This is a genomic window from Clostridioides sp. ZZV15-6598 (genome assembly GCF_020657705.1).
In the GTDB taxonomy this organism is placed as follows: Bacteria; Bacillota; Clostridia; order Peptostreptococcales; family Peptostreptococcaceae; genus Clostridioides; species Clostridioides difficile_F.
Window position 1 is genome coordinate 16,565 of record NZ_JAGWCS010000013.1, and the last position, 26,084, is coordinate 42,648.

Genomic DNA, 26,084 nt, shown 5'->3' on the forward strand with positions numbered 1-26,084 from the left:
GCGTTTCCCATGGATTTAAAAAACTTTATAAGGAATATTGATGATTTCCCAAAGCCAGGTATAGATTTTAAAGATGTTACAACTCTATTTAAAGATGGCGAGGCATTTAAATATGCAGTAGATTCTATGGCTGAAGAATTGAAAAGCAAAGGTGTGGATTTAGTAGTAGGGCCAGAAGCAAGAGGGTTTTTGATGGGTACACCTGTAGCATATGCATTAGGAGTAGGATTTGTTCCAATTAGAAAACCTGGAAAGTTACCAGGAGAAATTGAGAGTTACGAGTATGGATTAGAGTATGGTACGGATACTTTAGAAATACATAAAGATGCAATTAAAAAAGGTCAAAAAGTGGCAATAGTAGACGATTTATTGGCTACTGGTGGAACTATGGAAGCTGCTGCTAAGCTTGTAGAAAAATTAGGTGGAGAAGTAGTTTCTATGCAATTTTTAATTGAGCTAGAATTCTTAAATGGGAGAGAAAAGTTATCTAACTATGATGTTAATTCTCTTATAAAATACTAGTACTTTTACAATAGTTGGTATAGCACCAACTATTTTCATATATATTAAAATTTTATACAAAATAGGTGGTTATATGCATGATAAAGAATTACAAGAAATAATTGAAAAGATAAAAGTTTATGCACCTAATGCAAATTTTGAAAAGGTTGAAAAAGCCTATAATCTTGCAAAAAAAGCGCATGATGGACAATATAGAAAATCTGGGGAACCATACTTTATTCATCCATTGGCAGTGGCAAATATTTTAATAGAGATGGAATTAGATATTGAAACTATTACAGCAGGTTTGCTTCATGATGTTGTAGAAGATACAGAATATACCTATGAAGACATAACAAAAGAATTTGGAAAAGAAGTAGCGGATTTAGTTGATGGAGTAACAAAACTTGGTCAGATAAAATATCGTTCAAAAGAAGAAACTCAATCTGAAAATTTAAGAAAAATGTTTCTAGCAATGGCAAAAGATATAAGGGTTATACTTATAAAGCTTGCCGATAGATTGCATAATATGAGAACATTAAAATACATGCCTCCAGAAAAAGCAAAGTATAAAGCAAAAGAAACACTAGAAATTTATGGAGGTATAGCCCACAGATTAGGTATATCTAAGATAAAATGGGAACTAGAAGACAGAGCATTAAGATTTATGGACCCAGAAGGGTACTATGAATTAGTTGATAGAGTGTCAATGAAGAGAAGTCAAAGGGAAGACTATATACAAGGGATTGTTGAGCTTCTTAAAGATAAGTTTAAAGATTTAAGTATACCATGTGATGTATATGGTAGACCAAAGCATTTTTACAGTATTTATAGAAAAATGCAGAAAAAACACAAGACTTTTGAAGAAATTTTTGATTTAACAGCTGTAAGAATACTGGTAGATAATGTAAAAGACTGTTATGCTGTACTTGGTATAGTTCATACATTATGGAGACCTATTCCAGGCAGATTTAAAGACTATATAGCAATGCCAAAGCCAAATATGTACCAATCATTACACACTACTGTTGTAGGTCCTGATGGAGAGCCTTTAGAGATACAAATAAGGACTCATGAAATGCATAATATAGCAGAAAATGGTATTGCAGCACACTGGAAATACAAAGAAGGTATTTCTGGTAAAGAAGTAAAAGTTGAAGAGAAACTTCAGTGGTTAAGACAAATGATGGAGTGGGAAAAAGATTTAAAAGACCCACAAGAATTTATGGATGCGCTTAAAGAAGATGTATTTAATAGTCAGGTTTATGTATTTACTCCACGAGGAGATGTAATTGAATTACCAGCAGAATCAACTCCTATAGATTTTGCCTATAGAGTTCATACAAATGTAGGAAATAAATGTGTTGGAGCAAAGATTGATGGAAGAATAGTACCTATTGATTATAAGCTTCAAAATGGTAATATTGTTGAAGTACTTACATCATCTAATTCTAATGGGCCAAGTAGAGACTGGCTTAACATAGTAAAAACACCGAATGCAAAGAGTAGAATTAGACAATTTTTCAAGAAAGAAAGAAGAGAAGAAAATGTTGACCGTGGGAATACCATATTAGAAAGAGAATTTAAGAAACATGATATACCACAGAAAGACCCTGTTGTTGAAAAATACATGGCACTAGTTGCCAAGAAGTTTAATCAGCCAAGTGTTGAAGATTTAGTTGCAACTGTAGGTTATGGTGGTATAATGTCATCTCAAGTTGTATCTAAAGTAAAAGATTTGTATTTAAAAGAAATTAAAAAAGTAAAAAAAGAACAACAGATGCAAGAAGAAGATTTAAATAAACACAATATGAGCGAAACAGAATACAGCAAAAAGAGAAAGAAAAATTCATCACAAGGTATTGTAGTAAAGGGACTTGACAATATCTTAGTAAGGTTTGCTAAATGTTGTAATCCACTTCCAGGAGATGAGATTGTAGGATATATCACTAAAGGTAGAGGTGTAGCTATACACAGAGCGGATTGTCCAAATGCAAATAATAATGGAGATTTCTTCCAAAATAGACTAGTGGAAGTTTCGTGGAGTTCAGCAGGTAAAGGCAAGTTTGAAGCAGAGATTCAAATAAAGGCTGTTGACAGAAGAGGTATTGTTAATGAAATAACTCATATTGTTGCAATGGATAAACTTAGCTTAAATGGAATAAATGCAAGAAAAGGAAAAGATAGTATTGTAAGTATAAATCTACTTGTAGAAGTTAATGACACAGAAGAATTGAAAATTCTAATGAAAAAATTAAAAGCAATTCCTGGTGTAGAAAGTATTTATAGAATGACAAATTAGAGTTAAAATAATAGGGAGGAAAATATGAGAGCAGTAGTACAAAGAGTATCTTCATCTAAAGTTACAGTAGATGAAAACATTATAGGTCAAGTAAATAAGGGGTTGCTAGTACTGTTGGGAGTAACTCATGATGATAAATCAAGTGATGTAGACTACATGATTGATAAAATATTAAACCTAAGAATTTTTGAAGATGAAAATGATAAGATGAATTTATCTCTAATGGACATAGGTGGAGAACTTTTAGTAGTATCTCAATTTACTTTATATGGAGACTGTAGAAAAGGAAGAAGACCTGGATTTAGTAATGCAGCTAGACCAGAGCTTGCAAATGATTTGTATGAAGAATTTGTAAAAAAGGCCAAAGATAAAGGTGTAACAGTAGGTACAGGTCAATTTGCAGCTCATATGATGGTAGAATTAACTAACGATGGACCAGTAACAATACTATTAGACTCAAGTAAATCTTTTTAAGGGGGAAAACTTTAATGGTTATAAAAAAATTTGTAGATAGTTATTTTGGAGTAAACACTTATGTATTAGGTGATGAAAAAACTAAAAAATGTGCAGTTATAGACCCAGGAGGAAGTTTAGTAGATACATTAAGCTTTGTAAAAGAAAATGGATTGAATGTTGAATATATAATTCTTACTCATGGACATGGTGACCATATCGGGTATGTTAAAGATATTAAAGAGAAGACTGGTGCTAAGGTAGTTGCACATATTGATGAAAAAGAATTATTAAATGATAAAAATAAAAACTTAAGCTATACAATGAGATGTGGTGCACAAGAATTTGATGCAGATATCTATGTAAATGATAAAGATAAGCTTGAACTTGGTGAATTAAAAATGACTTTCTTGCATACACCAGGTCATACACAAGGATGTATGTGTATAAGAGTTGAAGATGACATGTTCACAGGAGATACTTTATTTGCTGGAAGTATTGGTAGAACTGATTTATATAGTGGAGATTTCCACCAAATGGAGAAATCACTTAAAAAATTATGTAAATATGAAGACGCTGTTAGAGTATACCCTGGTCATGGACCAACTAGTACTCTAGGTGTTGAAAAGAAGACAAATCCTTACATGTAATTTTATATTAATATTTAAAAATAGTATCAAATATTTAATAACTGTATCAGTGATGGGGTTCTTCTAGTGTTTAATAGAAGGGGTTAAGTTGATGTTGGATGTTTTTTTAAAAGGACATGATTATAAGTATGAAGTAGCAGAACTTATAAAATTGTTCACTAGTGAATTTAAATTTAATGACTTTGCTGATTGTAGCAATAGTATAGAGTCAAGATACTTAATAAATAGATTGATTTGTGAAAATGATACTTTATTTTCAATTACTGAGTATTATGAAGATAGTAACTTAAAGTATGAATCAATACAAAATATCAAAGGTATAAATTCGGAGTTTTTAAATGGATTTTGTAACAATAAAAAGATTGAAGAGTTTTTAGACAGACTAGATAGTGAAAGTAAGAGAAAGATTAGAAAGTTATGTAAAGAAAGTATTAAAAAAAGCATGTTTATAGTACTTGAACAAATATTTAATTCTTATGTTCCATGGGGCATTTTGACTGGCATTAGACCAGTCAAAATTGTCCACAATCTGATGGATGAAAGATTAGATGATGATAGTATAAGAACTATTCTAAAAGATAACTATTTCATAATGGATGAGAAAATAGATTTAGCTCTTGAAATAGCTAAAAGAGAACGCTTGTTTATGTATCCGATAGATAAAAATAAAATTTCTCTTTATGTAAGTATTCCATTCTGCCCAACTAGATGTGTATACTGTTCATTTCCTTCAAACTCATTAAAGCAATTTGGTCATTTAAAAAGAGATTATGTTTATAAATTGATTGAAGAAATTAAAGGGTTTGCCAAGATTATTGAGGATACTAATAAAGAAATTGAAACTCTATATATCGGTGGTGGAACTCCTACTACATTGGATGAGGAAGAATTGGATTTACTTATAAATGCTCTATTTAGAGAATTGGATTTAAGCAAAATTAAAGAATTTACAGTAGAAGCAGGTAGACCAGATACCATTACCAAAGAAAAATTAAGTGTATTAAAAAAACACAATGTAAGTAGAATTAGTATAAATCCTCAAACTATGAATGATGAGACCTTAGTTAAAATTGGAAGAGAACATAAAGTTTCTGACTTAGTAGAATGTTTTAATATGGCTCGAAATATGGGCTTTGACAATATAAATATGGATATAATTTTGGGACTTATAGATGAAGATTTAGACATGGTGAGAAATACATTAGAGGAAATAAAAAAGCTTTCTCCTGAAAGTCTTACAGTTCACACATTAGCCATAAAAAGAGCTTCTAACCTAAATATAAATATGGATAAGTACAAAGAACATTTAACTCAGTATGAAGAAATGATAAAAATGATAGATTTATCAATGAAATATGCCAAGGATATGGGACTTAATCCATATTATATGTACCGACAAAAACATATGCTAGGTAACTTAGAAAATATAGGTTATGCTAAAGAAGGATATGAGTGTATTTACAATATACAAATTATGGAGGAAAAACAAAGCAACTATGCCTTGGGTGCAGGTGCTATATCAAAATTTGTTTATGTAGATGAAGATAGAATTGAAAGAGTAGAAAATGTAAAGAATGTTGAACAATACATTGATAGAGTAGATGAAATGATAAAAAGGAAGAAAGAAGAGGTATATAAAAATGTTGACTAAAGCTCCTAGAGGAACTAAAGACATAACTCCAAAAGAGGCTTATAAATGGCGTTATGTAGAAAATAAATTTAGAGAAATATGTGCTTTATATGGGTATGAGGAAATGGTGACTCCTATATTTGAACATACAGAACTTTTTAAGAGAAGTGTTGGAGATACTACAGATATAGTTCAAAAAGAAATGTATTCTTTTAAAGATAAAGGGGATAGAGAAATCACTCTAAAGCCAGAGGGTACAGCTGGTGTAGTAAGAGCATTTATAGAGAATAAATTATATGCAGATACTCAACCAACAAAATTATTTTATGTTACACCTTGCTTTAGATACGAAAGACCACAAGCTGGTAGACAAAGACAATTTCATCAATTTGGTATAGAAGCACTTGGAAGTGATACTCCTTCAATGGATGCTGAAATAATAGCACTAGCTGTTCAATTTTTTAATGAAGTTGGATTAAATGATTTGGTAGTTAGTATAAATTCGGTTGGTTGTCCAGTTTGTAGAAAAGAGTACAATGCTTTACTAAAAGAATATCTTGATTCAAAGGCAGATATATTATGTGAGACTTGTAATGAGAGAAGAGAAAAAAATCCAATGAGGGTTATAGACTGTAAAAACCCTACATGTAAAGAAAATATCAAAGATATACCATTTATTGCAGACCATTTATGTGATGATTGTAAAGTTCACTTTGATAAACTTCAAGAATACTTAAAGGAAATGAATATAAACTTTGTAATTGATAAAACAATAGTCAGAGGATTAGATTACTATAGAAAAACTGCTTTTGAAATTATATCTAATGATATAGGTGCTCAAAGTACTGTATGTGGTGGAGGTAGATATGATGGTCTTGTTGAACAACTAGGTGGACCAAAAGGTATAAGTGGAATTGGATTTGGACTAGGAATTGAAAGACTTTTACTTACACTTGAAGGTAATGGAATTGATATAGAAAACCCTCAATCTACAGACATATTTATAGTAACTATAGGTGAAGAAGCAAACACAAGAAGCTTTAAATTGTTGAAGGATTTGAGACAAAATCATATAAGTGCGGATAAAGACCATATAGAAAGAAGTGTAAAAGCACAATTTAAGTATTCAGATAAAATAAATTCAAAATTCACAATAGTAATTGGTGATGACGAGCTTAAAAATGACACTGCAACATTAAAAAATATGAAAACATCAGAGCAAACTACTGTAAAATTAAGTACATTAGTTGAAGAATTAAAGCAAAAGCTGTAAAATAAGAAAGTATGATGTTTTGTGTATTAGATAAATATATAGCATTAAAATTAAATAAAATGGAGGTAGTATCTTGGAAACTTTAAAGGGTCTAAAGAGAACTCACTACTGTGGAGAGTTGAGAGAAAAAAACATAAATGAAGAAGTTGTACTTATGGGATGGGTACAGAAAAAAAGAAACTTAGGAGGACTTGTATTTGTAGATTTAAGAGATACAAGTGGATTATGCCAAATAGTTTTTGATACAGATGTAGATAAAGAAGCTTTTGAAAAAGCTGAAAAATTAGGTGCTGAGTTTGTAATAGCAGTAAAAGGAAAAGTATGTGAAAGACAGTCTAAAAACCCTAACATGCCAACTGGGGATATAGAGATATTTGCAACTGAACTTAGACTTTTAAATAAATCAGAAACTCCACCTATTTATATAAAAGATGATGATGATGTTTCAGAAGCACTAAGACTAAAATATAGATACTTAGACCTTAGAAAATCATCTATGCAAAGAAATTTAAAATTAAGACACAAAGTAATGAATATTACAAGAAATTACTTATCAAACAATAGGTTTTGTGAAATAGAAACACCATTTTTAATTGCTCCAACACCAGAAGGAGCAAGAGATTATCTTGTACCAAGTAGAGTTAATCCAGGGAAATTTTATGCATTACCACAATCACCACAATTATACAAACAGTTATTAATGGTAAGTGGTATGGATAGATATTTCCAAATAGTTAAGTGTTTTAGAGATGAAGACTTAAGAGCTGATAGACAACCAGAATTTACACAAATAGACTGTGAAATGTCTTTTGTTGAACAAGAAGATGTTATGAGTATGATTGAAGGATTACTTGAAGTTATATTTAAAGAAGTTTTAAATGTAGAATTGACACTTCCACTTCCTAAAATGACTTATGCAGAAGCTATGGATAGATATGGTTCAGATAAGCCAGACACTAGATTTGGTTATGAGCTGACAGATATATCAGATGTTGTTTGTAATTGTGGATTTAAGGTGTTTGCTGATGCTACACAACCAGGGAAAAGTGTTAGAGGTATAAATGTAAAAGGAAAAGCTGATGATTTTACTAGAAAACAAATATCATCATTAGAAGAACATGCAAAAACATATAGAGCAAAAGGGCTTGCTTGGATGAAAGTAGGTCAAGATGGAGTAACTTCTCCAATAGCAAAATTCTTTAGCGAAGATGAAATGAATGCTATACTTACAAGAATGAATGCAGAAGCAGGAGATTTACTTTTATTTGTAGCTGATAAAAACTCAGTAGTATTTGATGCTTTAGGACAAGTTAGACTTGAAGTGGCAAATAGACTTAATATACTAGATAAGAATGTATATAATCTATTATGGGTAACTGAATTCCCTGTTTTTGAAGAAGATGAAGAAACAGGTAAGTTTGCAGCAATGCATCACCCATTTACATCACCTATGGATGAAGATTTAGATAAACTAGAAGATGGAGATAAAGCATCTTTAAGAGCTAAAGCTTATGATATTGTATTAAATGGATATGAAATAGGTGGAGGAAGTGTTAGAATATCAAATTCAGATGTTCAATCAAGAATGTTTAAAGCACTTGGCTTTACAGAAGAAAGAGCTAATGAGAAGTTTGGTTACTTATTAGAAGCATTTAAATATGGAACTCCTCCTCATGCTGGTCTAGCTTTTGGGCTTGATAGACTTGTTATGTTGCTTGCAGGAGCTGAAAATATAAGAGAAGTTATTGCATTCCCTAAAAATCAAAATGCTGTTTGTCCTATGACAAATGCTCCTACAGTAGCAGATGATGAGCAATTGGATGAATTAAGTATAAAAGTTGATATAAAAGATAAAGAATAATATATGAATAAGAAATAATATATAAAAGACTGTCGCACTAAAAAATAGGGCGACGTCTTTTTTTTGATATTAGACAAAAAAATTAAAAAATTACCAAATTAAAAATTATTTAAAAATAAATTGACAACGATTTCAAGTTGTTATAATATGTAATAAAGAACTTGTTATATAATGTTATAAAAACACTACATGAGGAGGTGACTAAAATGGATGAAAAAAAGCATAAAAAAGAAATGGACTTAGAGGTAAATTCATTTATTCCTTTGTACCAACAACTATATGACAATATAAAAAAACAAATAGCAGCTGGTATATATAAGCCAGGAGATAAACTTCCATCTGAAGTAGACTTATGTAAGGAGTTTAATATAAGTCGTATAACTGTGAGAAATGCGCTTAATGAACTTGTAAAAGAAGATATATTATGTAAAAAGCGTGGAAAAGGAACTTATGTAACTATACCAGAGAGAATAGAAGCAACATGTGCAGGAAATAGTTTTACTAATTCTTGTCATCGTATTAATGCAAAACCAAGTACTAAGATAATCTCTATTTTAATAAAAAAAGCCGATAAGCAGGTGGCTGAAGCTTTAAATATTGAACTAGAAGAGAAGATAATATGTATTAAGAGACTTCGATTAATAGATGAAGTACCTGTTATTTTTGAAGTTGATTACTTTAGAATAGATTACATATTCTTATTAAAAGAAGAGCTGGAAGATAAGTCTTTAATGGAAGTTATATCTAACAATATAAGTACACTACCTAATCGTGTGGAAAATATATTTGAAGTAAAACACTCAAACAAAGAATATTCTGACCACCTTAAATGTGCAAGCAATATGCCATTATTAAAAGTAAGACAATTAGTATATACAGAGAATAATGATGTTTTATATTACAATGAACAATTTATAAGAAGTGATAAGTATAAATATGCAGTATCAGCAGAAATATAATTTACATTTGGGAGAGGAATAAATATGAGAAAAATAATATTAGCGTCTCATGGAGACTTTTCAAAAGGGCTTTTAGATTCAGCAAAAATGATAGTAGGAGATTTAGCAAATTGCGTTAATTCATACAGTTTATATCCTGGACAAAGCGCTTCAGATTTTGCTTTAGAGTTAGAAAAAACAATAGTGGAAGATAAAGAATGTGAATATATAATTTTATCTGATTTATACGGAGCAAGTGTATGTACTGCTATGTTAAGGTTAACTAAGTTACATAATGTTAAGTTATTTTCAGGAATGAATTTAAATATGGTATTAGAGCTTCTTACAAGATTTTCTGATAAATTAACAACTGAAGATGCAGAACAGTTAGCAAAAGAATCTAGATTGGGAATACAAAATGTAACATTACAAATAAATGAAGAAGAAGAGGTATTTTAGTTTATGGACAATAAGGGAATATTATCAGTTTTTGAAAACAAAAAACCAATTATAGCAATGATACACTTAAAGGGAGATACTTCAGATGATATTTTTGAAAGAGCTAAAAAAGAAATTAGTATCTTAGAAGAAAATGGTGTAGATGGAATAATGTTAGAAAATTACTATGGTAACTACTATGATTTAGAAAGAATACTTGAATATGTATCTAAAGCCAATTTATCAATACCATATGGAGTAAATTGCTTAAACGTTGATACTATGGGATTTGAACTAGCAACAAGATATAATGCAAGCTATGTACAAGTTGACTCTGTAGTAGGTCATGTTAAACCTAGAGATGAGGCCACTTTAGAAGAATTTTTTAAATTGCATCGTTCAAAATGTCAAGCTTATTTAATTGGAGGGGTACGTTTTAAGTACCAACCAGTTTTATCAGAAAATACTGTTGAAGAAGATTTAAAGATAGGAATGACAAGATGTGATGCTATAGCAGTTACAGAAAATGCTACAGGGCAAGAAACATCAATGGAAAAAATAGAATTATTCCGTAAAAATGTAGGAGATTTCCCTTTAGTTATTGCAGCTGGAGTTACATTAGAAAATGCAAAAAAGCAGCTTGAAATAGGGGATATGGCAATAATAGGAAGTTACTTCAAAGATAATTACCAAGACTTTGGAGATGTTAGTGCAGAACACGTAAAAACATTTATGGATGAAATAAAAAAAATTAGGGAGGAATTATAATGATTAAATTAGTAAGGGTAGACCACAGACTTATACATGGACAAGTAGCATTTACATGGACAAAGTTTTTAAATACAGATTGCATATTAATAGCAAGTGATGAATTATTAAAGGATGATTTAAGAATGGCTGGGCTTAAAATGGCTAAGCCATCTAATGTCAAACTTGTAATGAAAAGTATAGCAGATTCTATAAAAGCACTTAATTCAGGTGTTACTGATAAATACAATCTTTTGATACTTTGTGAGTCTGTAGAAGATGTTTATAGACTATCTAAAGAAGTTAAATCTATTAAGTCAATAAATCTTGGTGGAACAAAATCAGATGATAATCGTGAAAATATATCTAAAGCAGTTCATGTATCAAAGGATGATATAAACATGATTAAAGAATTAGATTCAGAAGGTGTAAATGTATTCGTACAATTAGTTCCTGATGATGATGCTACAAATGTAATGAAACTAATATAATTTTAGGGGGATAAAAATGGAATTTACACAAGTTATTCTAATAACTCTAATTGCATTCTTTGCATATATGCATTGTTTTGTAGGTTCTACAATGCATAATAGACCTATAGTTGTTGCACCGCTTGTTGGTTTAGCACTAGGAGATTTACGTACAGGTATAGTAATAGGGTCAACATTAGAACTAGTATTTATGGGTGCATTCCCAGTTGGAGCAAGTAATCCTCCTGACTTTGTATCTGGTTCTATTATTGCTACAGCATTTGTAATATTAACTGGTCAAGATGTATCCGCAGCAGTTGTACTTGCAGTTCCTATAGCAACTTTAGTATTACTTATAGACAACTTCTTAATGACAGTAGTGCTTACATGGGGAGCTCATCTTGCTGACCGTTATGCAGAAGATGGTAACATTAAAGGTGTAGAACGTATACAATTATTATTTGGTATAGGTAATAAATTAATACTAGCAATAATAGTAGGTACAGGGTTCTCATTAGGTGTTCCAGTAATAGAAAAGATACTTTCATTTATACCATCATATGTAATTCATGGTATGGATGTTGCAGCAGGCGTGATACCAGCAATAGGTTTTGCCATGTTAGCTAGAATGATGCTTAACAAGAAAACGATAGCATTCTTATTATTAGGATTTATAATGGTTGCTTATTTAAAAATAACAGTAACAGGAGTCGCATTATTTGGATTAGCAGTAGCTTTAATATATGTTAACTTTTTAGGAGAAAAGGAGGTAGTAGTGGATGACAACGAATTCTAAGAAATTAGAAACAATTTCACCAGATAGCAAAATAACAAGAAAAGACTTTTGGAAATGTTTTAGAAGATCTTTGACATTAGATTCATCTTGGAACTATGAACGTATGCAAAATATAGCATATGCATATACAATGGCACCAATAATCCGTAGATTATATAAAGATGATAAAGAAAAAAAATCTCAAGCTTTAAAAAGACATCTTGAGTTTATGTCAGTTACACCTCATATAAGTACTCTTTTGGTTGGTATATCTGGAGCTATGGAAGAAGAAAATGCAAAGAATGAAGAATTTGATGCAAAGAGTATAAATGCTGTTAAGTCGAGTTTAATGGGACCAGTTTCTGGAATAGGAGATTCATTTTTCTGGGGAACATTAAAGCTTATAGCAGCTGGAGTTGGTATAGCTTTAGCTTCTCAAGGAAATATAATGGGTCCAATTTTATTTCTTCTAATAATAAATATTCCTCACTTTATTATTCGTTATATATGTTTAGATAAAGGATTTAAGTATGGAACTCAATTTTTTAAAGATGTAAGTGGCTCAAGTATAGTATCAAAAGTTATGGAAGCAGCATCAATGCTAGGGCTTATGGTAATTGGAGGAATGACTGCCTCTAATGTAATACTAAAACTTAGTGTTAATGTAGGTAGTGGAGAATGGGCGGAGCCTATTCAAACTTACTTAGACCAAATAATGCCATGTATGCTTCCAGCTATGATATTTGGAATTATGTATTGGTTATTAGGAAAAAAAGTCAAGACAACTACGATATTAATTTCAGTTATGGTTATTTGTATAATATTAGCTGCAGTTGGGGTAGTATAAATAAAATTATGAATACGATTTTTGATAATCTTTTCTACAATTGAAATCTATAAAGGGGGTGTCGCACTAAAAAATAGGCGACTCCCTCTTTTGAATAAAAAATAAATACCAAGTTCAAATGAATCACCAATTTTATGCCCATAGTGGCAAGTACCTTTTTCTTTTTTATCTATTAAAGTTATCTTTATCTTTGGTCTTCTAGCCATAATCTTACACATCCTCCTTTGTATTTATATTCAATATAATAAAAATACTATATTTTAAAATTTTATCATGAATTTGTTTTTAAGTAAATTTTGTTTGAAAAACTATTTTTATGGTAATAATCAGAAAATTTAGACTAAATTTAATTAGTAAAGTTGTAATAAATTCACTAAAAATAAGTTAAGATAGGTGAAATTAGAAACATTTATAAGCATTTATAAAAAAATTTTGAGAATAAATTATATGTTATAAAATTTTAATAAAAAAAGTATAATTCTAATAAAACTGAAATAAATTTAAAATATGTGTGAATAGTCTAAATTTAAATAATAATTTTAGACCATTTATCTATCTATAACTTAAATTATATCAAATTGATAATAAACTAGATATTATACTTTTTTGTAGAGTAGAATTATAATTATAGAAAGAAAAGAAACTATCAAGGGTGAAAAAAATGTAGAAAAAAGTAGAAAAGATTCTTTTACAAAGAAAGGGAGGGATAATCTTGCAAGAGAGAGAAGAATTAGTTTTAAATCCAGTTCCAAAAGAGGAAAGAGTTGGATGGTTAGCTCCATTATTTAATATGCTTGGCTCTAATATAGCCATATCAGAATTAATGGTTGGAGGAACCTTAATTTTAGGAATGACTCTTTCCAATATGATTATTACATCAATTATAGGGAACTTAATATTAGTCGCAATTATTATGATACAAGGTTATATTGGTTGCAAAGAAGGGTTAAATACATATGTATTAGCCAAGGGGGCATTTGGAGAGATAGGTGGAAAATATCTCATATCTCTATTGCTTGGAATAACTAGCTTTGGTTGGTTTGGTGTACAAGCAGGAGTTGCGGGATTATCAGTACAAAAAATATTTCCAAGTGTAAACTTAACACTAGTCACAGTTATACTTGGGTTATTAATGGTAGTTTTCGCTTTGTATGGTTTTAAGGCAATGGCTAAGTTTAATTACTTAGTTATACCACCACTTATAATATTAATGGCTTGGGGAGTTTTTAAAGCTTTTTCTACTTATGGAGTTGAAGCTATCTACAATTACACTCCTCAAACAACAATGAGCATGGTTGAAGGATTGAATATGGTTGTTGGTCTTATCATAGTCGGTGCGATTATATCACCTGACCAATTAAGATATACAAGAGGAGTAAAAGATATTTGGATAATTGGTTTTTTAGGATTAGGTATTATTTCATTGTTCCAACAAGTTGCAGCAGGTGTAATGTCTATGGGTGCTCCTACTTGGGATATAACAGAAGTATTGGCTAATTTAGGGTTTGGATGGATAGCATTTGTTATTTTAATACTTGCATCTTGGTCAACCAATGTATCAAATGCCTATTCTGGTGGATTGGCACTAAAAACTATTTTTCCAAATGTAAAGAGAAATGTATTAACTTTAGTTGCAGGTCTAATAGGTACAACAATAGCAGCTACTGGTATAATATTCAAATTCCAATCATTCTTATCTTTCTTAGGAATAGCGGTTCCAGCTATAGCAGGAATTATGTGGTGTGAATATTATTTTATACAAGGAAGAACTTATAAACACAGAGAAGGAATAAATTGGATTGCAGTAATAAGTTGGTTAATTGGTTTTGCAGCATCATATTATACTTCAAAAGTAAGTTTCTTAATACCACCAATAAATGGAATTGTAGTAAGTATGATTCTTTATTATATACTAATGAAATGTTTTGGAAGTAAAGTTAAATAAAGATAAATAAAGGGGGAAATCGTATGAGTCGTAAAGTGAAAATAGGTATAGTTCAACAACATAGTGTACTTGGAGATGTTAAAAAAAATATAGAAAAAGCAGTAGAGATGATAGATGATTTAGGAAATCAAGGTGCAGATATTATTTGTTTGCCAGAATTATTTGCTACAGGATATAACTTAGAATATTTAGGTGGAATTAAAACATTAGACCTAATAAGAGAACATAACAAATACATAGAAGAATCAATGTCAGAAGCAGCTAAAAGAAATAATGTATACCTAATATCTCCATATGGAACTTTAGAAAAGGACTCTACACATGTTTTCAACTCAGCTGTTATATTCGATAGACAGGGTAATATGATGGGAGAATACTGTAAAAATCACCTATGGTCATTAGAAGCAGTATACTTTAAAGCAGGGGAAAAAGTAGATGTATATGATGCTGATTTTGGTAAATTTGGTGTAATGATATGCTATGATGCAGGATTCCCAGAAGTGGCTAGAGAATTGACATTAAAAGGCTCTGAAATAATATTTATACCTTCTGCATGGAGAATACAAGATGAAGATATGTGGGATTTAAACGTATCTCAAAGAGCTTTAGAAAATACTGTGTATACAGTAGGAGTGAACTTAGTAAGCAATGACCCTAATTTGATACTGTTTGGAAAGAGTAAAATATGTAATCCTAGAGGAACTATAATAAGTCAATTAGATACATATAGAGAAAAATATATATTAGCAGAGATTGACCTAGATGAAATAGAAAAATATAGGAATGATATTCCCTACTTAAAAGACAGAAAAAATAGTTACAATATATAGTTTTATATTATATGTTAAGATACAATTTCGATAAAAAATAAAAATAGGAGGATATACCAAACATTAAAGATAGAGTTATTAATGATGTTTGATATATCCTCTTTAATATTACCAGCTTTGGTTTAAAGATTTTTGAAATAGTTTATAAGAAAGTCTTTAAATAATAAGACTGCTTTAGATGCATAATTTTCACTAAACCATGAAAGATTTAAATATCTTTTAAATTCAATATCTTTTATATGTAATAGTTTAATTTCAGGGTCTCGAGATAAGCCCCATGATTTTCCGCATATAAATCCAACTCCTTGAAGTGATTTTATAAGAGCATAGATTGTATATGGAGAATCGGATTCAAAGGCTATTTTTGGCTTGAAATTAGCTGATTCACATAATATATCTATTATTTCTCTGTAATTTTCACCTTTAGTTATAACTATAAAGTTTTCATCTGAAACCTCACTTAGATAAACCTCATCTTTTAAGGATAGAGAGTGGTTTATTGAAACTCCTAATAATATTTCCTCGCAGGTTAATGTTATATTATTTTCTGAGTTTAATTTTGTAAATGAAGAAGATATATACAAGTCAAAATCACTTTTCTTATAAGAAGATGGTAGAGTATGTGAAACATTAAAGGTAATATTAGGATATAGTTTTCTAAAGTTACTCAAAAGTGGTGGTAATACATTAGCTGCTGCTGTAGCTAATATTTTTACTTCACCAGAGTTTTCTAAGGAAATATCTTGTAACTCTTTCTTTGACATTTCTACTAAATCTAAAATACTATCTACCCTTTTTAGAAATAATCTACCATACTCATTTAGTACAATATATCTTCCTTTTCTATCGAATAACTGAACTCCAAGTTCTTTTTCTAAAGAAGATATGGTTTTACTTAAAGCTGGTTGTGCTATATTTAGTTTTTGTGATGCTTTTGTTATGTGTTCCATTCTAGCGACAGTTTGAAAATACTTAAGATGCAATAAATCCATAATATAAAATACACCTCTTTTAATATAACTTGAATTATATAAATTTGATAATTAATTATATATTATACATTATAATACAAAGCTTGTATAATAAACTATAATATATCATAAAGTTATTTAAATAGTTACTAATATATTTACATAATCTAACTAATAAAGGAGAGATTTAATATGAAGCTAACTAAGGAAATATTAGAATATGCTTTAATAGGAGGGACAATTTTAGGAGGAGGAGGTGGTGGTGCAAAAGAAAGTGGAAGAGAGATGGGGGAATATGCCTTACAATATGGATTTCCAGAGCTAATAAGTATAGATGAATTACATGATGATGCAATTGTTTTAAATGTATCTGCAGTAGGAGCTCCAGCAGCACCACTTAAGTATGCTGATAATGATGATTATATAAACACAGTCAAAATATTTATTGATAAACTAGGATTAGATATACAAGGTATTATTACAAATGAAAATGGAGGGTGTGCAACAATAAATGGATGGCTTCAGTCTTCTGTGCTTAAAATACCACTAATAGATGCACCTTGTAATGGTAGAGCCCATCCAACAGGCCTGATGGGAAGCCTTGGATTACATAGAGATAAAACATATAAGTCTTATCAAGCTGTGTCTGGTGGAAATCCAGAACTTGATAATCATATAGAGGGCTTTGTAGAGGGTTCTTTAAATAAGACAGCAGGACTTGTTAGACAGTGTGCTGTAGCAGCAGAAGGGCTAGTTGCTGTAGCTAGAAATCCTGTAAAAGCTTCTGTTGTAAAAGAAAATGCTGCTATAGGAGGCATAAGTCATGCAATAGATTTGGGTAGAGAGTTTTACTTAGGTCTAGAAATATCAAAAGATAAAGCAATAAACAACGTTGTCGAATTTTTGAACGGAGAGGTAGTTTCAGAAGGGACAATAGAAACTTTAGAGTTAGAAACTACAGGTGGATTTGATGTAGGTAGATTGATTGTAAATGGTTATGAGGTAACTTTTTGGAATGAATATATGACGGTAGAAAAAGACAATAATAGAATATCAACGTTTCCAGATTTAATTATGACTTTTGATAAGAACACAAGTATGCCTGTTACATCAGCAGAAATCAGAGAAGGACAAGAGATAGTTTTAATAAAAACCTCTAAAGAAAATTTAAAACTTTCAATAACAATGACACAAGAAGAATTATTAAGAGATGTAGAAGATATATTAAATAAAAAAATAATTGGAGTTAATTAGGATGTGTAGTAATTTAATTGATTGAAGAATTAAAATTAATTAGATTTAATGAGCAATACAATACCTATAAAACTATAAATAAAGCAAATACTTAGGAAGAAGTTTATAAAAATAAAAAATAAATACTTAGGAAAAAGTTTATAAAAAATAAATAAGACATTAGAGATAATAAGAAAAAGTTTATAAAACTATAAATAAAAGAAATAAAATTGGATGGTGAGCAAATATGATGTTAAAACAAATTTTGGAAGTTTATGATATTATTGATAGTGCAGAAGTAGATGGAGAACGTGTAAAAAAATATTTGGAAAGCTATGGTGGGAAGAATATATTAGTAAAAACTTTAAGTACGGAAAAAGGGTCTACTGATTTAGTAAAGTTTACAATACCAGGTAAAAATGGAAAATTATCAGGAGGAACAGCTAAGACATTAGGCGTTTTAGGAAGACTAGGAGGTATTGGAGCGAGACCAGAAATGATAGGTATGGTTTCTGATGCTGATGGAGCTTTAGTAGCAATAGCAGTAGGAGCAAAATTATTGGACATGCAGAATAAGGGAGATTTTATTGATGGAGATGTAATAGTTTCAACTCACATATGTCCAGATGCACCTACTAAAGAACATAAACCAGTTCCATTTATGGATTCTCCAATTGACATGAGAACTATGAATGAAAACGAAGTTGATTTAAGTTGTGATGCTATATTATCAATAGATACAACTAAAGGGAATAGAGTTATAAATACAAGAGGTTTTGCTATATCTCCTACAATAAAAGAAGGGTATATTCTAAAAACAAGTAATGATTTATTAGATATAATGCAGACTACTACAGGAAGACTTCCTTATGTATTTCCTGTGTCAATACAAGATATAACTCCATATGGAAATGGTTTATATCATATAAATAGTATTCTTCAACCTGCTGTAGCTACAAAAGCACCTGTAGTAGGAGTTGCTATAACGACTGAGACAACAGTTGCTGGATGTGCAACTGGAGCAAGTAATTATTCTGATTTAGAAAGTGCAGGAAGATTTGTTGTTGAAGTAGCAAAATACTATGGCGGTGGAAATTGTGAGTTTTATGATGAACATGAATGGAACATTCTAATGAAGAGATATGGAAGTCTAGATAAGTTTCAAACTTTTGGAGAAGAATAAAGCTGTCTTTTATTGATGTTTTAGAATAGATGATATAAGCTAAATTATTGTGATATAATATTTAGAGTAAATAAAAATTGTAGATACAATAATTTTAGGGGGAGTTAATATGAAATTAACAAAATCAATATCATCAGTATTGTGTTTATCTCTAGTTTTAAGTTTATCATCAATATCATATGCAAATGAAATAGGTAGAACGGCAACGGAAAATACTTTAATAGGTAAAGATAGATATCAAACAGCTATTGAAGTAAGTAAAGAAGGTTGGAGTAGTGCAAATGAAGCTGTAATAGTTAATAGTGAATCTATTGTAGATGCATTATCTGTTACACCATTTGCCAAATTAAAGAATGCTCCGATACTACTTACAGAAAAAAATAATTTAAATTCGCAAACTAAGAAAGAATTAGAAAGATTAGGTGTTAAAAAAGTTTATATAATTGGATTATCTGGCTCCGTGTCAGATAATGTGCAAAAACAACTAGAATCTAATAACCTAACAGTTGATAGAATTGGTGGTAGTGACAGACATCAGACAGCTTTGAACATAGCTAAAAAGATAGAAGGTTTAAAAGAAATCTCAGAAATAGCTGTGATAAATGGATATACAGGTCTTGCAGATGCAGTTAGTATAGCTTCTGTAGCTGCTACTAATGGTATGGTTATACTTCCAGTTTCTGATGCATCTGGAGTGTCTAGTTTTAAGGATTTTATAGCTTCTAAAAATATAAGTAAGTCATACATAATAGGCTCTACTAATGCTGTATCAGATAAAATAAAACAAGGTCTACCAAATTCAGAAAGAATAGGTGGAGCAGATAGAAATGAAACAAATGGAAAAGTAATAGAAAAATTTTATACATCAAATAATTTAGATAATGTATTTGTAGCTAAAGATGGAATGAAAAAACAAAATCAACTTATAGATGCTCTAGCAGTAGGTGTATTAGCATCAAAAGAAAATTCTCCAGTACTTATAGTAGGAGATAAGTTGAGTGCAACTCAAAAGAGTGTATTTACAAATAAAAAGGCGACTGCTATAACTCAAGTTGGTAGTGGTGGAAATGAAAATGCATTTACAGAGCTAAAAGATTTACAAGGGAGTAGTACTGGTAAGAAGGTAATGTATGTAGCTAATACAGATAAAGTAAATGTAAGAAGTGATGCTACAATAGAAGCTTCTGTAGTAGGTTATCTAAATAATGGTGATGAAGTAGAAGTTTTAGAAGTACTAAAAACGGGATGGGTTAAGATAAAATACAATGACGATATTGGATATGTCAGTGGGTCTTATCTAACAAATAATAAACCTAATAATAACAGTGAAAATGTTAAGATAAAATATGTAAAAGAAAAAGATGGTCTAAATGTTAGAAAAGGACCAAGTACGGAAGATGAAAAAATAGGACAACTTCCATATGGAAGTAAGGTAGAAACTGTAGAAATGTTTGCTACTGGATGGGTAAAAATAAAATATAATGGTGGATATGGTTATGTAAGTAATGATTACCTATCTGATACACCAGTTATCTAAATTTATAGATAATAAATAATAAAGAGACTGTCTTAATATTAATGGCAGTCTCTTTATTGTTATGAAATGTTGATTTTAATAATGATTTCTATTTTGATAACTTAACTCTAGGAGTTATTATTGTAGATATTATTAATATACAAATACTTAAAATCCAATGCTTAATGCCAAAATTGAATATTAATAGATTTACCCCTGCAATTGTAAATAAACAGTATTTAATTAGGATTAAAATTGTATTTATTGAAATACCCTTTATCGATATTATTTTAAAACTGAGAATGGTCATTCGAAGCCCTATAAATGCCAATAATACGCCTATAACATCTTGGATTAAGTAATAGTATTTAAAATGCATATTTTAATCAACTCTTCTCTGCATAATAGTAGATATCTCTAACTCTTCTATTTCATCATCTGTATATGTAAGCATGGTAAAACCTGTGACACCATAAATAAATGAAATTATAGGAGTAATCCAGCTTAGAAAACAATATGGAATAAATTCAAGTGGGCTTACACCAAGAGTTTGAGCGCAGAAAACAGCATTTGAATTCCATGGCATTAATGGTCCGCCAAGGGTTGCTGTATCTTCTATAATTCTAGATAAATTTTGTGGTTTTAGCCTAAATTCTTTATATATTGGGGACATTAAAGTTCCAACAAATACCGATGTGAACATCATGGATGAACTAAATGCATTTGCAAAGTAGCTTACTATGAAAGTAGAGCTAACTAACTTAGTTCTTGATTTTCCTATTTTGTTTATCATTGGTTGAAGTAATACTTCTAAGAATCCAGTTTTTTGGAGAATTCCAGCAATAACGAAAACTACAAAGACTAGTAAAACGGTTTCAGCCATACTCATTATTCCACCACGATTTAATAATTTATCAGCATAAACAAATCCTGTGTCTATAGTAAATCCTGATAACATGTAATTTAAGACATCACCTATTTTTTCTCCTTCTTGAATTACAGCTATAATAAGTCCCATAATAGCTGAACTTAATATAGATATAATAGGAGGCTTTTGTAACAATAAAAGTAATAATAAAAATAGTATTGGAATCATTGCTACTAAACCAATATGAAAGTTTGAATTTAATACGTCTTTGATTTGATTTATTTGAACATAGTCAATAGTATTATTTGAATACTTAAGGCCAATTACAGTGTACAAAACTATACATATTATATATGCAGGTCCTGTTGTGTAAACCATGTGTTTCATATGAGTAATTACATCTGTTTTACAAACAGCAGCAGCTAGATTTGTAGAGTCGGATAGAGGAGACATTTTATCTCCAAAAAAAGCACCAGATATGACTGTACCAGCTGTTAGGCCAAGGGGAATACCCATACTAGTACCAATACTCATCATTGCTATGCCAGACGTTCCAAGCGTTCCCCAAGATGTACCAGTAGCGACAGAAGTAAGTGAACAGACTATTAATGTTGTAAGTAAAAAATACTTAGGTGTTATTATTGTCAGACCACTATATACTACTGTTGGTATTGTACCAGCAGCTATCCAAGCTGCTATTAGTACACCAACAGAAAGTATAATTAAATTTGATTGAAAGGCATCTTTACCAACTTCAAATCCAAAAGCTTCTATTTCCTCATTAGTATAACCAAGCCTCATAGCTGCTGGAACTACTATAAGCCATGAAAGTAAAAACATTGTAGTTATAGAAGCTTTAAATACAACTATACCAACCGATGTTAAAGCTATTATCGCAAGCATTACTAATAACGAATATCTAAATGAAGGTCTTTTTCTTTCTGTACCTATTTTCATAACGCAAATTCTCCTTAAATATTTTTAGTTAATTGCATTTTTTATTCTTATAAGAGCTTCTTCAACCATGCTTCTTGGACAAGCTAAGTTTATTCTTTGATATCCGCTTCCTCCAATACCAAAACTATTTCCTTGATTTAAGGCAACTTTACCTTTTTTTACTAATAGATTTCCTAATTCTTCATCACTTAGTCCAAGTTCACTAAAATCTACCCATAATAAATAAGTACCTTCTGGTTTTCTGACTTTAAGTTTTGGTATATTTTCATTTATGTATTTTATAGCGAAATCTATATTAGATTCTAAGTACTCTAAGAATGACTCTAGCCAAGGTTCTCCATTGTTATATGAAGCTTCTGTTGCAACTAAGCTAAAACAGTTATTTCTCTTTATATCAATTCTAGTAAATGCATTATCTAATAATTTATAATCTTTTTCATCAGGTAGTACAACATATGAAGATTGAAGACCTGCTATATTAAAAGTTTTAGTTGGTGCCATACAAGTAATTGTATTTTTTTCAAAATCTTTAGATACAGATGCCATAGGTATATGTTTATGATTTTTAAATATAATGTCACTATGTATTTCATCTGATATAACCTTTACACCGTATTTAAGGCAAATATCTCCTAGTTTCTTTAGTTCATTCTTTGTCCATACTCTTCCAACTGGATTGTGAGGATTGCAAAGTATAAACAATTTTACATCTTTGATTTTACTTTCAATATCTTCATAGTCCATTATATAGTTTCCATTTTCTAGTTTTTGTAGTGGACTTATAACTAATTCTCTATTATTATTTTTTACAACACTATTGAAAGGGCTATAAACTGGTTCTTGTATCATTATTTTATCATTTTCTTTTGTAAGTTCATTTATTAAAAGGCTTATGGCTGGGATAACACCTGGGCTATAAACTAACCATTCACTTTTTATCTTCCAATTATGTCTTTTATCCAACCAATTCACTATAGATTCATTGTAAGAATCTGGTCTTGTTGTATAACCATAAATCTCTTGTTCTAGTCTATTTCTTAATGCATCAATTATACATGGTGCAGCTTTAAAGTCCATATCAGCTACCCACATAGGAAGTAAATCATTAGTACCATATTTTTTATCCATTTCTGACCATTTAGCTGAAAAATTATTACCTCTATCAATAATTTCATTAAAATTGTAATTCATTATAAATACCTCCAGTAATTTTTAAATTTATACTTATAGTATTTAGCAAGCAATATGCCAAAATAGATATTAAAAAGGTTTAACTAAAAATTAATTCGTGATATTAAGTAATACCAGAGGTTGGAATATATGAAATTATTAATTTTATTTAATTTTCTTTGGAAAAGGTTATTTTAAAAATTCGTTAAATTTATTAAAATACAATTAAATAGGTTTAAATGGTTGAACTGTTTGCGTCATTAAACCCATTTATTTTTTTTAGAAACTCGATTCCTTTAAGTGTTATGACTGAACCGCCACGGCCAACAAGTATACTTACAAGTCCAAATTCTTGTAATTCTAAAAGTATATTTCTAATTTGTTGTTCTGTTAAAAATCTATTTTCGTTTAAAGCTATCTTGTATAAGCTTTTTCTGCCAATTCGCTCTTTTAAATTGTAAGCTTTATTTAAATTATCCAATATAAAGATATATTCATCTAATGGTCTTTTAAAATCATAGTCATGTTTGATGAAGTTTTTGTCTTTATTAATATTAAATTGGTATTTAGATATTTTTTCTGTCACTTTATTACAAACAGTTTTGCTATAATTTTCATCTATAGTATCTAATATATATTCAGGTAAGTCACATATTTCTATAACATCTTTTCCTAGATAACAGAAGTATTCTCCTAAGTTTCTTAATTCTCTTACATTTCCCTCCCATTTATATATTTTGAAAATTTCCTTCACTTCGTCACTTAGATTAAAATTGCATGGTATATCATACTTTAGGGATTCGAAAATTTCAAATATATCATTAGGTCTTTCTCTAAGAGGATGTATTTTAAGAGGAAGAACATTTAACCTAAAATACAAATCTCTTCTAAATTTACCTTTAGATACAAGGTCTTTTAAATTTCTATTAGTAGCAGCAATTATTCTTACATCAATGTCAATAACATTATTTGAACCAATACGCCTCACCTGTTTTTCTTGTATAACTCTGAGCAATTTAGATTGAGAATTTAAATCCATCTCTCCAATTTCATCTAAGAATATAGTTCCATTGTTTGCTAATTCAAATAAACCCATTTTTCCGCCTTTTTTAGCTCCAGTAAACGCACCTTCATCATAACCAAATAATTCACTTTGCAATAAACTTTCTTGAAAAGTGCTGCAATTTACTGCTACAAAAGGTCCACAATTTCTTTTAGAAGCACTGTGAATAGATTGTGCAAATAATTCTTTACCAGTACCGCTTTCACCGATTATTAAAATTGATGAGTTTGATTGAGCCATTTTATTAGCAATCTTTTTAGTATTAATAGTTTGTATACTAGAACCTAATATGTCATCAAAAGTATACTTACTAACATTACCAGAGCTTACTAGTTGTGCTCTTAACTTAGCTTGTTTTTTTTCTAATTGAGAAAACTTAGTCATCTTTAATATAAAACCATCAAATACATTCAATTGTATATGTTTAATCTCTAAATTTATATCAATGTGATTTATCTTAATTAATTTCTCATAAAATGGAGTTTTATTGTTTAATATGTTTTGAAAGTTAATATCTTTTATACATTCGCCAATAAACACATCAATCATTTCATTTGCATTTATAGATAAAATTTTTCTAGCTATATGATTGTAAAATTGTATAATTCCATCATTATTTGTGCATATAATTCCATCATCAATTATAGATAACAACAAATCAAATTGCCTTTCAAATTTATTTGCATCTAACAATAATTCACCTGTACTATAGCTTGTAGGAATTATTTTTTCTACATATTTTTTTATTAAGTCATCTTTTATTAGATGTTTTAACTTAGTTTTTGTGGCAATTTCAACAATGCAACTTAAATCTATTATTCTATATTTTAAGTCTATAACTTCACAATTTTTAAAATTGGGCAAGATTTTTTCTCCAGGAGTTAGGATTATGGCATCTGTAGGAGTAAATTCTATTTCTGGATAGCAGGGTAAGATATTAATATTGTCTATTCCTAGTCTATGTATTAAAGAGATTGTCTCTATAGACATATCCTTGCTTAGATTATATACATAAATAGTTTTGTTTTTTTCTAATTTAGATATCATATCTATACTATTCTTTTCAAATGTCAACTTAGGAACGATAATTTGAGCATCATGATGAGATAATTTTGCTATTTCATCATATTTTAAATAAGCAGATAAAAGGATTAGTTTTTCTTTAAAAAATTTTAGATTTCCCTCTTCAAATGAGTATAAGTTTATTTTTATATTGTTACCTAGAAATTGTCTTATTTGGTCTTCATAAATTTTTCCAGCATCTTTTTTTAAGCTTACAATAGCTAATTCTATTTGTTTCATTTTAACCTCTCATACAAATTTGACTTATTTTAGATTATATAACAATTAAACTAAATATAAATAATTTTGTCTAATTATTATTATAAATTAAGTAGTAAAATAAAAGAAATAGTTAAAATGATTCCTTTTATTTTTGTTTTTTGTATCTATTTGGTATAATA

At 29.7% G+C, this 26,084-nt stretch carries 23 protein-coding genes; 18 read left to right on the plus strand and 5 right to left on the minus strand.

Annotated features, from left to right (window positions below; genetic code table 11):
- Positions 1-9: 9 nt before the first annotated feature.
- From KGF50_RS04265 to KGF50_RS04325, 13 genes are all read left to right on the plus strand, one after another.
- Positions 10-522, plus strand: a complete 513-nt coding sequence (locus tag KGF50_RS04265) for an adenine phosphoribosyltransferase (RefSeq protein ID WP_227846946.1) — start codon at positions 10-12, stop codon at positions 520-522.
- Positions 523-595: 73 nt separating this feature from the next.
- Complete coding sequence (locus tag KGF50_RS04270; protein WP_227846947.1) at positions 596-2,803, plus strand: RelA/SpoT family protein; 2,208 nt, start codon at positions 596-598, stop codon at positions 2,801-2,803.
- 24 nt (positions 2,804-2,827) lie between these two features.
- Positions 2,828-3,277 (plus strand): D-aminoacyl-tRNA deacylase, encoded by a 450-nt coding sequence (dtd, locus tag KGF50_RS04275; RefSeq protein WP_227434490.1) that lies wholly within the window; start codon positions 2,828-2,830, stop codon positions 3,275-3,277.
- Between the two features lie 14 nt (positions 3,278-3,291).
- Positions 3,292-3,906 carry an MBL fold metallo-hydrolase gene (locus tag KGF50_RS04280; protein WP_227846948.1) on the plus strand — a complete coding sequence of 205 codons (615 nt, stop codon included), beginning with the start codon at positions 3,292-3,294 and terminating at the stop codon, positions 3,904-3,906.
- Between the two features lie 91 nt (positions 3,907-3,997).
- Positions 3,998-5,557, plus strand: coding sequence for a coproporphyrinogen III oxidase (locus KGF50_RS04285; protein WP_227846949.1), 1,560 nt, complete (start codon positions 3,998-4,000; stop codon positions 5,555-5,557).
- Positions 5,547-6,809, plus strand: coding sequence for a histidine--tRNA ligase (gene hisS, locus KGF50_RS04290; protein ID WP_227846950.1), 1,263 nt, complete (start codon positions 5,547-5,549; stop codon positions 6,807-6,809). Before KGF50_RS04285 ends, hisS begins: the two co-directional genes overlap by 11 nt.
- 73 nt (positions 6,810-6,882) lie before the next feature.
- Positions 6,883-8,670 (plus strand): aspartate--tRNA ligase, encoded by a 1,788-nt coding sequence (gene aspS, locus KGF50_RS04295; RefSeq protein ID WP_227846951.1) that lies wholly within the window; start codon positions 6,883-6,885, stop codon positions 8,668-8,670.
- A gap of 206 nt (positions 8,671-8,876) precedes the next feature.
- Positions 8,877-9,629 carry a GntR family transcriptional regulator gene (locus tag KGF50_RS04300; RefSeq protein WP_227846952.1) on the plus strand — a complete coding sequence of 251 codons (753 nt, stop codon included), beginning with the start codon at positions 8,877-8,879 and terminating at the stop codon, positions 9,627-9,629.
- Positions 9,630-9,653: 24 nt separating this feature from the next.
- Positions 9,654-10,067, plus strand: coding sequence for a PTS mannose transporter subunit IIC (locus KGF50_RS04305; RefSeq protein ID WP_227846953.1), 414 nt, complete (start codon positions 9,654-9,656; stop codon positions 10,065-10,067).
- 3 nt (positions 10,068-10,070) lie between these two features.
- Positions 10,071-10,814, plus strand: a complete 744-nt coding sequence (locus KGF50_RS04310; RefSeq protein WP_227846954.1) for a BtpA/SgcQ family protein — start codon at positions 10,071-10,073, stop codon at positions 10,812-10,814.
- The gene (locus KGF50_RS04315) at positions 10,814-11,284 is read left to right on the plus strand and encodes a PTS sugar transporter subunit IIB (protein WP_227434498.1); all 471 of its coding nucleotides are present in this window, start codon (positions 10,814-10,816) and stop codon (positions 11,282-11,284) included. Before KGF50_RS04310 ends, KGF50_RS04315 begins: the two co-directional genes overlap by 1 nt.
- Positions 11,285-11,300: 16 nt before the next feature.
- The gene (locus tag KGF50_RS04320; RefSeq protein ID WP_227846955.1) at positions 11,301-12,059 is read left to right on the plus strand and encodes a PTS sugar transporter subunit IIC; all 759 of its coding nucleotides are present in this window, start codon (positions 11,301-11,303) and stop codon (positions 12,057-12,059) included.
- The gene (locus KGF50_RS04325) at positions 12,043-12,885 is read left to right on the plus strand and encodes a PTS system mannose/fructose/sorbose family transporter subunit IID (RefSeq protein WP_227846956.1); all 843 of its coding nucleotides are present in this window, start codon (positions 12,043-12,045) and stop codon (positions 12,883-12,885) included. The genes KGF50_RS04320 and KGF50_RS04325 overlap by 17 nt, the downstream gene beginning before the upstream one ends.
- A gap of 47 nt (positions 12,886-12,932) precedes the next feature.
- Here the strand turns inward: KGF50_RS04325 and KGF50_RS04330 are convergent, their stop codons facing one another.
- A complete protein-coding gene (locus KGF50_RS04330) occupies positions 12,933-13,091 on the minus strand; it encodes a hypothetical protein (protein ID WP_227846957.1) in 159 nt (52 codons plus the stop codon).
- Between the two features lie 506 nt (positions 13,092-13,597).
- Between KGF50_RS04330 and KGF50_RS04335 the strand changes: the two genes are divergently transcribed.
- The gene (locus KGF50_RS04335) at positions 13,598-14,830 is read left to right on the plus strand and encodes a cytosine permease (RefSeq protein WP_227846958.1); all 1,233 of its coding nucleotides are present in this window, start codon (positions 13,598-13,600) and stop codon (positions 14,828-14,830) included.
- A 23-nt stretch (positions 14,831-14,853) separates the two neighbouring features.
- Positions 14,854-15,660 (plus strand): nitrilase-related carbon-nitrogen hydrolase, encoded by an 807-nt coding sequence (locus KGF50_RS04340; RefSeq protein ID WP_227846959.1) that lies wholly within the window; start codon positions 14,854-14,856, stop codon positions 15,658-15,660.
- Positions 15,661-15,782: 122 nt separating this feature from the next.
- Here the strand turns inward: KGF50_RS04340 and KGF50_RS04345 are convergent, their stop codons facing one another.
- Entirely contained in the window at positions 15,783-16,652 is an 870-nt protein-coding gene (locus tag KGF50_RS04345) for a LysR family transcriptional regulator (protein WP_227846960.1), read from the minus strand.
- 171 nt (positions 16,653-16,823) lie between these two features.
- Between KGF50_RS04345 and KGF50_RS04350 the strand changes: the two genes are divergently transcribed.
- From KGF50_RS04350 to KGF50_RS04360, 3 genes are all read left to right on the plus strand, one after another.
- Positions 16,824-17,885: a DUF917 family protein gene (locus KGF50_RS04350; RefSeq protein ID WP_227846961.1), complete on the plus strand. Its 1,062-nt coding sequence runs from the start codon at positions 16,824-16,826 to the stop codon at positions 17,883-17,885.
- Between the two features lie 226 nt (positions 17,886-18,111).
- On the plus strand, positions 18,112-19,047 hold the full coding sequence (locus KGF50_RS04355) for a DUF1177 domain-containing protein (protein WP_227846962.1): 936 nt from the start codon (positions 18,112-18,114) through the stop codon (positions 19,045-19,047).
- A gap of 109 nt (positions 19,048-19,156) precedes the next feature.
- Positions 19,157-20,584: a cell wall-binding repeat-containing protein gene (locus tag KGF50_RS04360; protein WP_227846963.1), complete on the plus strand. Its 1,428-nt coding sequence runs from the start codon at positions 19,157-19,159 to the stop codon at positions 20,582-20,584.
- A gap of 361 nt (positions 20,585-20,945) precedes the next feature.
- Here KGF50_RS04360 and nhaC read toward each other — a convergent pair whose 3' ends face one another.
- The 3 genes from nhaC to KGF50_RS04375 form a co-directional block, all read right to left on the minus strand.
- A complete protein-coding gene (gene nhaC / locus KGF50_RS04365; protein WP_227846964.1) occupies positions 20,946-22,388 on the minus strand; it encodes a Na+/H+ antiporter NhaC in 1,443 nt (480 codons plus the stop codon).
- A gap of 24 nt (positions 22,389-22,412) precedes the next feature.
- A complete protein-coding gene (locus KGF50_RS04370; protein ID WP_227846965.1) occupies positions 22,413-23,579 on the minus strand; it encodes a MalY/PatB family protein in 1,167 nt (388 codons plus the stop codon).
- 214 nt (positions 23,580-23,793) lie between these two features.
- Positions 23,794-25,923 carry a sigma 54-interacting transcriptional regulator gene (locus KGF50_RS04375; RefSeq protein WP_227846966.1) on the minus strand — a complete coding sequence of 710 codons (2,130 nt, stop codon included), beginning with the start codon at positions 25,921-25,923 and terminating at the stop codon, positions 23,794-23,796.
- Positions 25,924-26,084 lie beyond the last annotated feature (161 nt).

Coding starts and splice junctions, on each gene's coding strand:
- KGF50_RS04265 (WP_227846946.1), top strand. CDS start 10: ATGGATTTAAAAAACTTTATAAGGAATATTGATGATTTCCCAAAGCCA.
- KGF50_RS04270 (WP_227846947.1), top strand. CDS start 596: ATGCATGATAAAGAATTACAAGAAATAATTGAAAAGATAAAAGTTTAT.
- dtd (WP_227434490.1), top strand. CDS start 2,828: ATGAGAGCAGTAGTACAAAGAGTATCTTCATCTAAAGTTACAGTAGAT.
- KGF50_RS04280 (WP_227846948.1), top strand. CDS start 3,292: ATGGTTATAAAAAAATTTGTAGATAGTTATTTTGGAGTAAACACTTAT.
- KGF50_RS04285 (WP_227846949.1), top strand. CDS start 3,998: ATGTTGGATGTTTTTTTAAAAGGACATGATTATAAGTATGAAGTAGCA.
- hisS (WP_227846950.1), top strand. CDS start 5,547: ATGTTGACTAAAGCTCCTAGAGGAACTAAAGACATAACTCCAAAAGAG.
- KGF50_RS04300 (WP_227846952.1), top strand. CDS start 8,877: ATGGATGAAAAAAAGCATAAAAAAGAAATGGACTTAGAGGTAAATTCA.
- KGF50_RS04305 (WP_227846953.1), top strand. CDS start 9,654: ATGAGAAAAATAATATTAGCGTCTCATGGAGACTTTTCAAAAGGGCTT.
- KGF50_RS04310 (WP_227846954.1), top strand. CDS start 10,071: ATGGACAATAAGGGAATATTATCAGTTTTTGAAAACAAAAAACCAATT.
- KGF50_RS04315 (WP_227434498.1), top strand. CDS start 10,814: ATGATTAAATTAGTAAGGGTAGACCACAGACTTATACATGGACAAGTA.
- KGF50_RS04320 (WP_227846955.1), top strand. CDS start 11,301: ATGGAATTTACACAAGTTATTCTAATAACTCTAATTGCATTCTTTGCA.
- KGF50_RS04325 (WP_227846956.1), top strand. CDS start 12,043: ATGACAACGAATTCTAAGAAATTAGAAACAATTTCACCAGATAGCAAA.
- KGF50_RS04330 (WP_227846957.1), bottom strand. CDS start 13,091: ATGGCTAGAAGACCAAAGATAAAGATAACTTTAATAGATAAAAAAGAA.
- KGF50_RS04340 (WP_227846959.1), top strand. CDS start 14,854: ATGAGTCGTAAAGTGAAAATAGGTATAGTTCAACAACATAGTGTACTT.
- KGF50_RS04345 (WP_227846960.1), bottom strand. CDS start 16,652: ATGGATTTATTGCATCTTAAGTATTTTCAAACTGTCGCTAGAATGGAA.
- KGF50_RS04350 (WP_227846961.1), top strand. CDS start 16,824: ATGAAGCTAACTAAGGAAATATTAGAATATGCTTTAATAGGAGGGACA.
- KGF50_RS04355 (WP_227846962.1), top strand. CDS start 18,112: ATGATGTTAAAACAAATTTTGGAAGTTTATGATATTATTGATAGTGCA.
- KGF50_RS04360 (WP_227846963.1), top strand. CDS start 19,157: ATGAAATTAACAAAATCAATATCATCAGTATTGTGTTTATCTCTAGTT.
- nhaC (WP_227846964.1), bottom strand. CDS start 22,388: ATGAAAATAGGTACAGAAAGAAAAAGACCTTCATTTAGATATTCGTTA.
- KGF50_RS04370 (WP_227846965.1), bottom strand. CDS start 23,579: ATGAATTACAATTTTAATGAAATTATTGATAGAGGTAATAATTTTTCA.
- KGF50_RS04375 (WP_227846966.1), bottom strand. CDS start 25,923: ATGAAACAAATAGAATTAGCTATTGTAAGCTTAAAAAAAGATGCTGGA.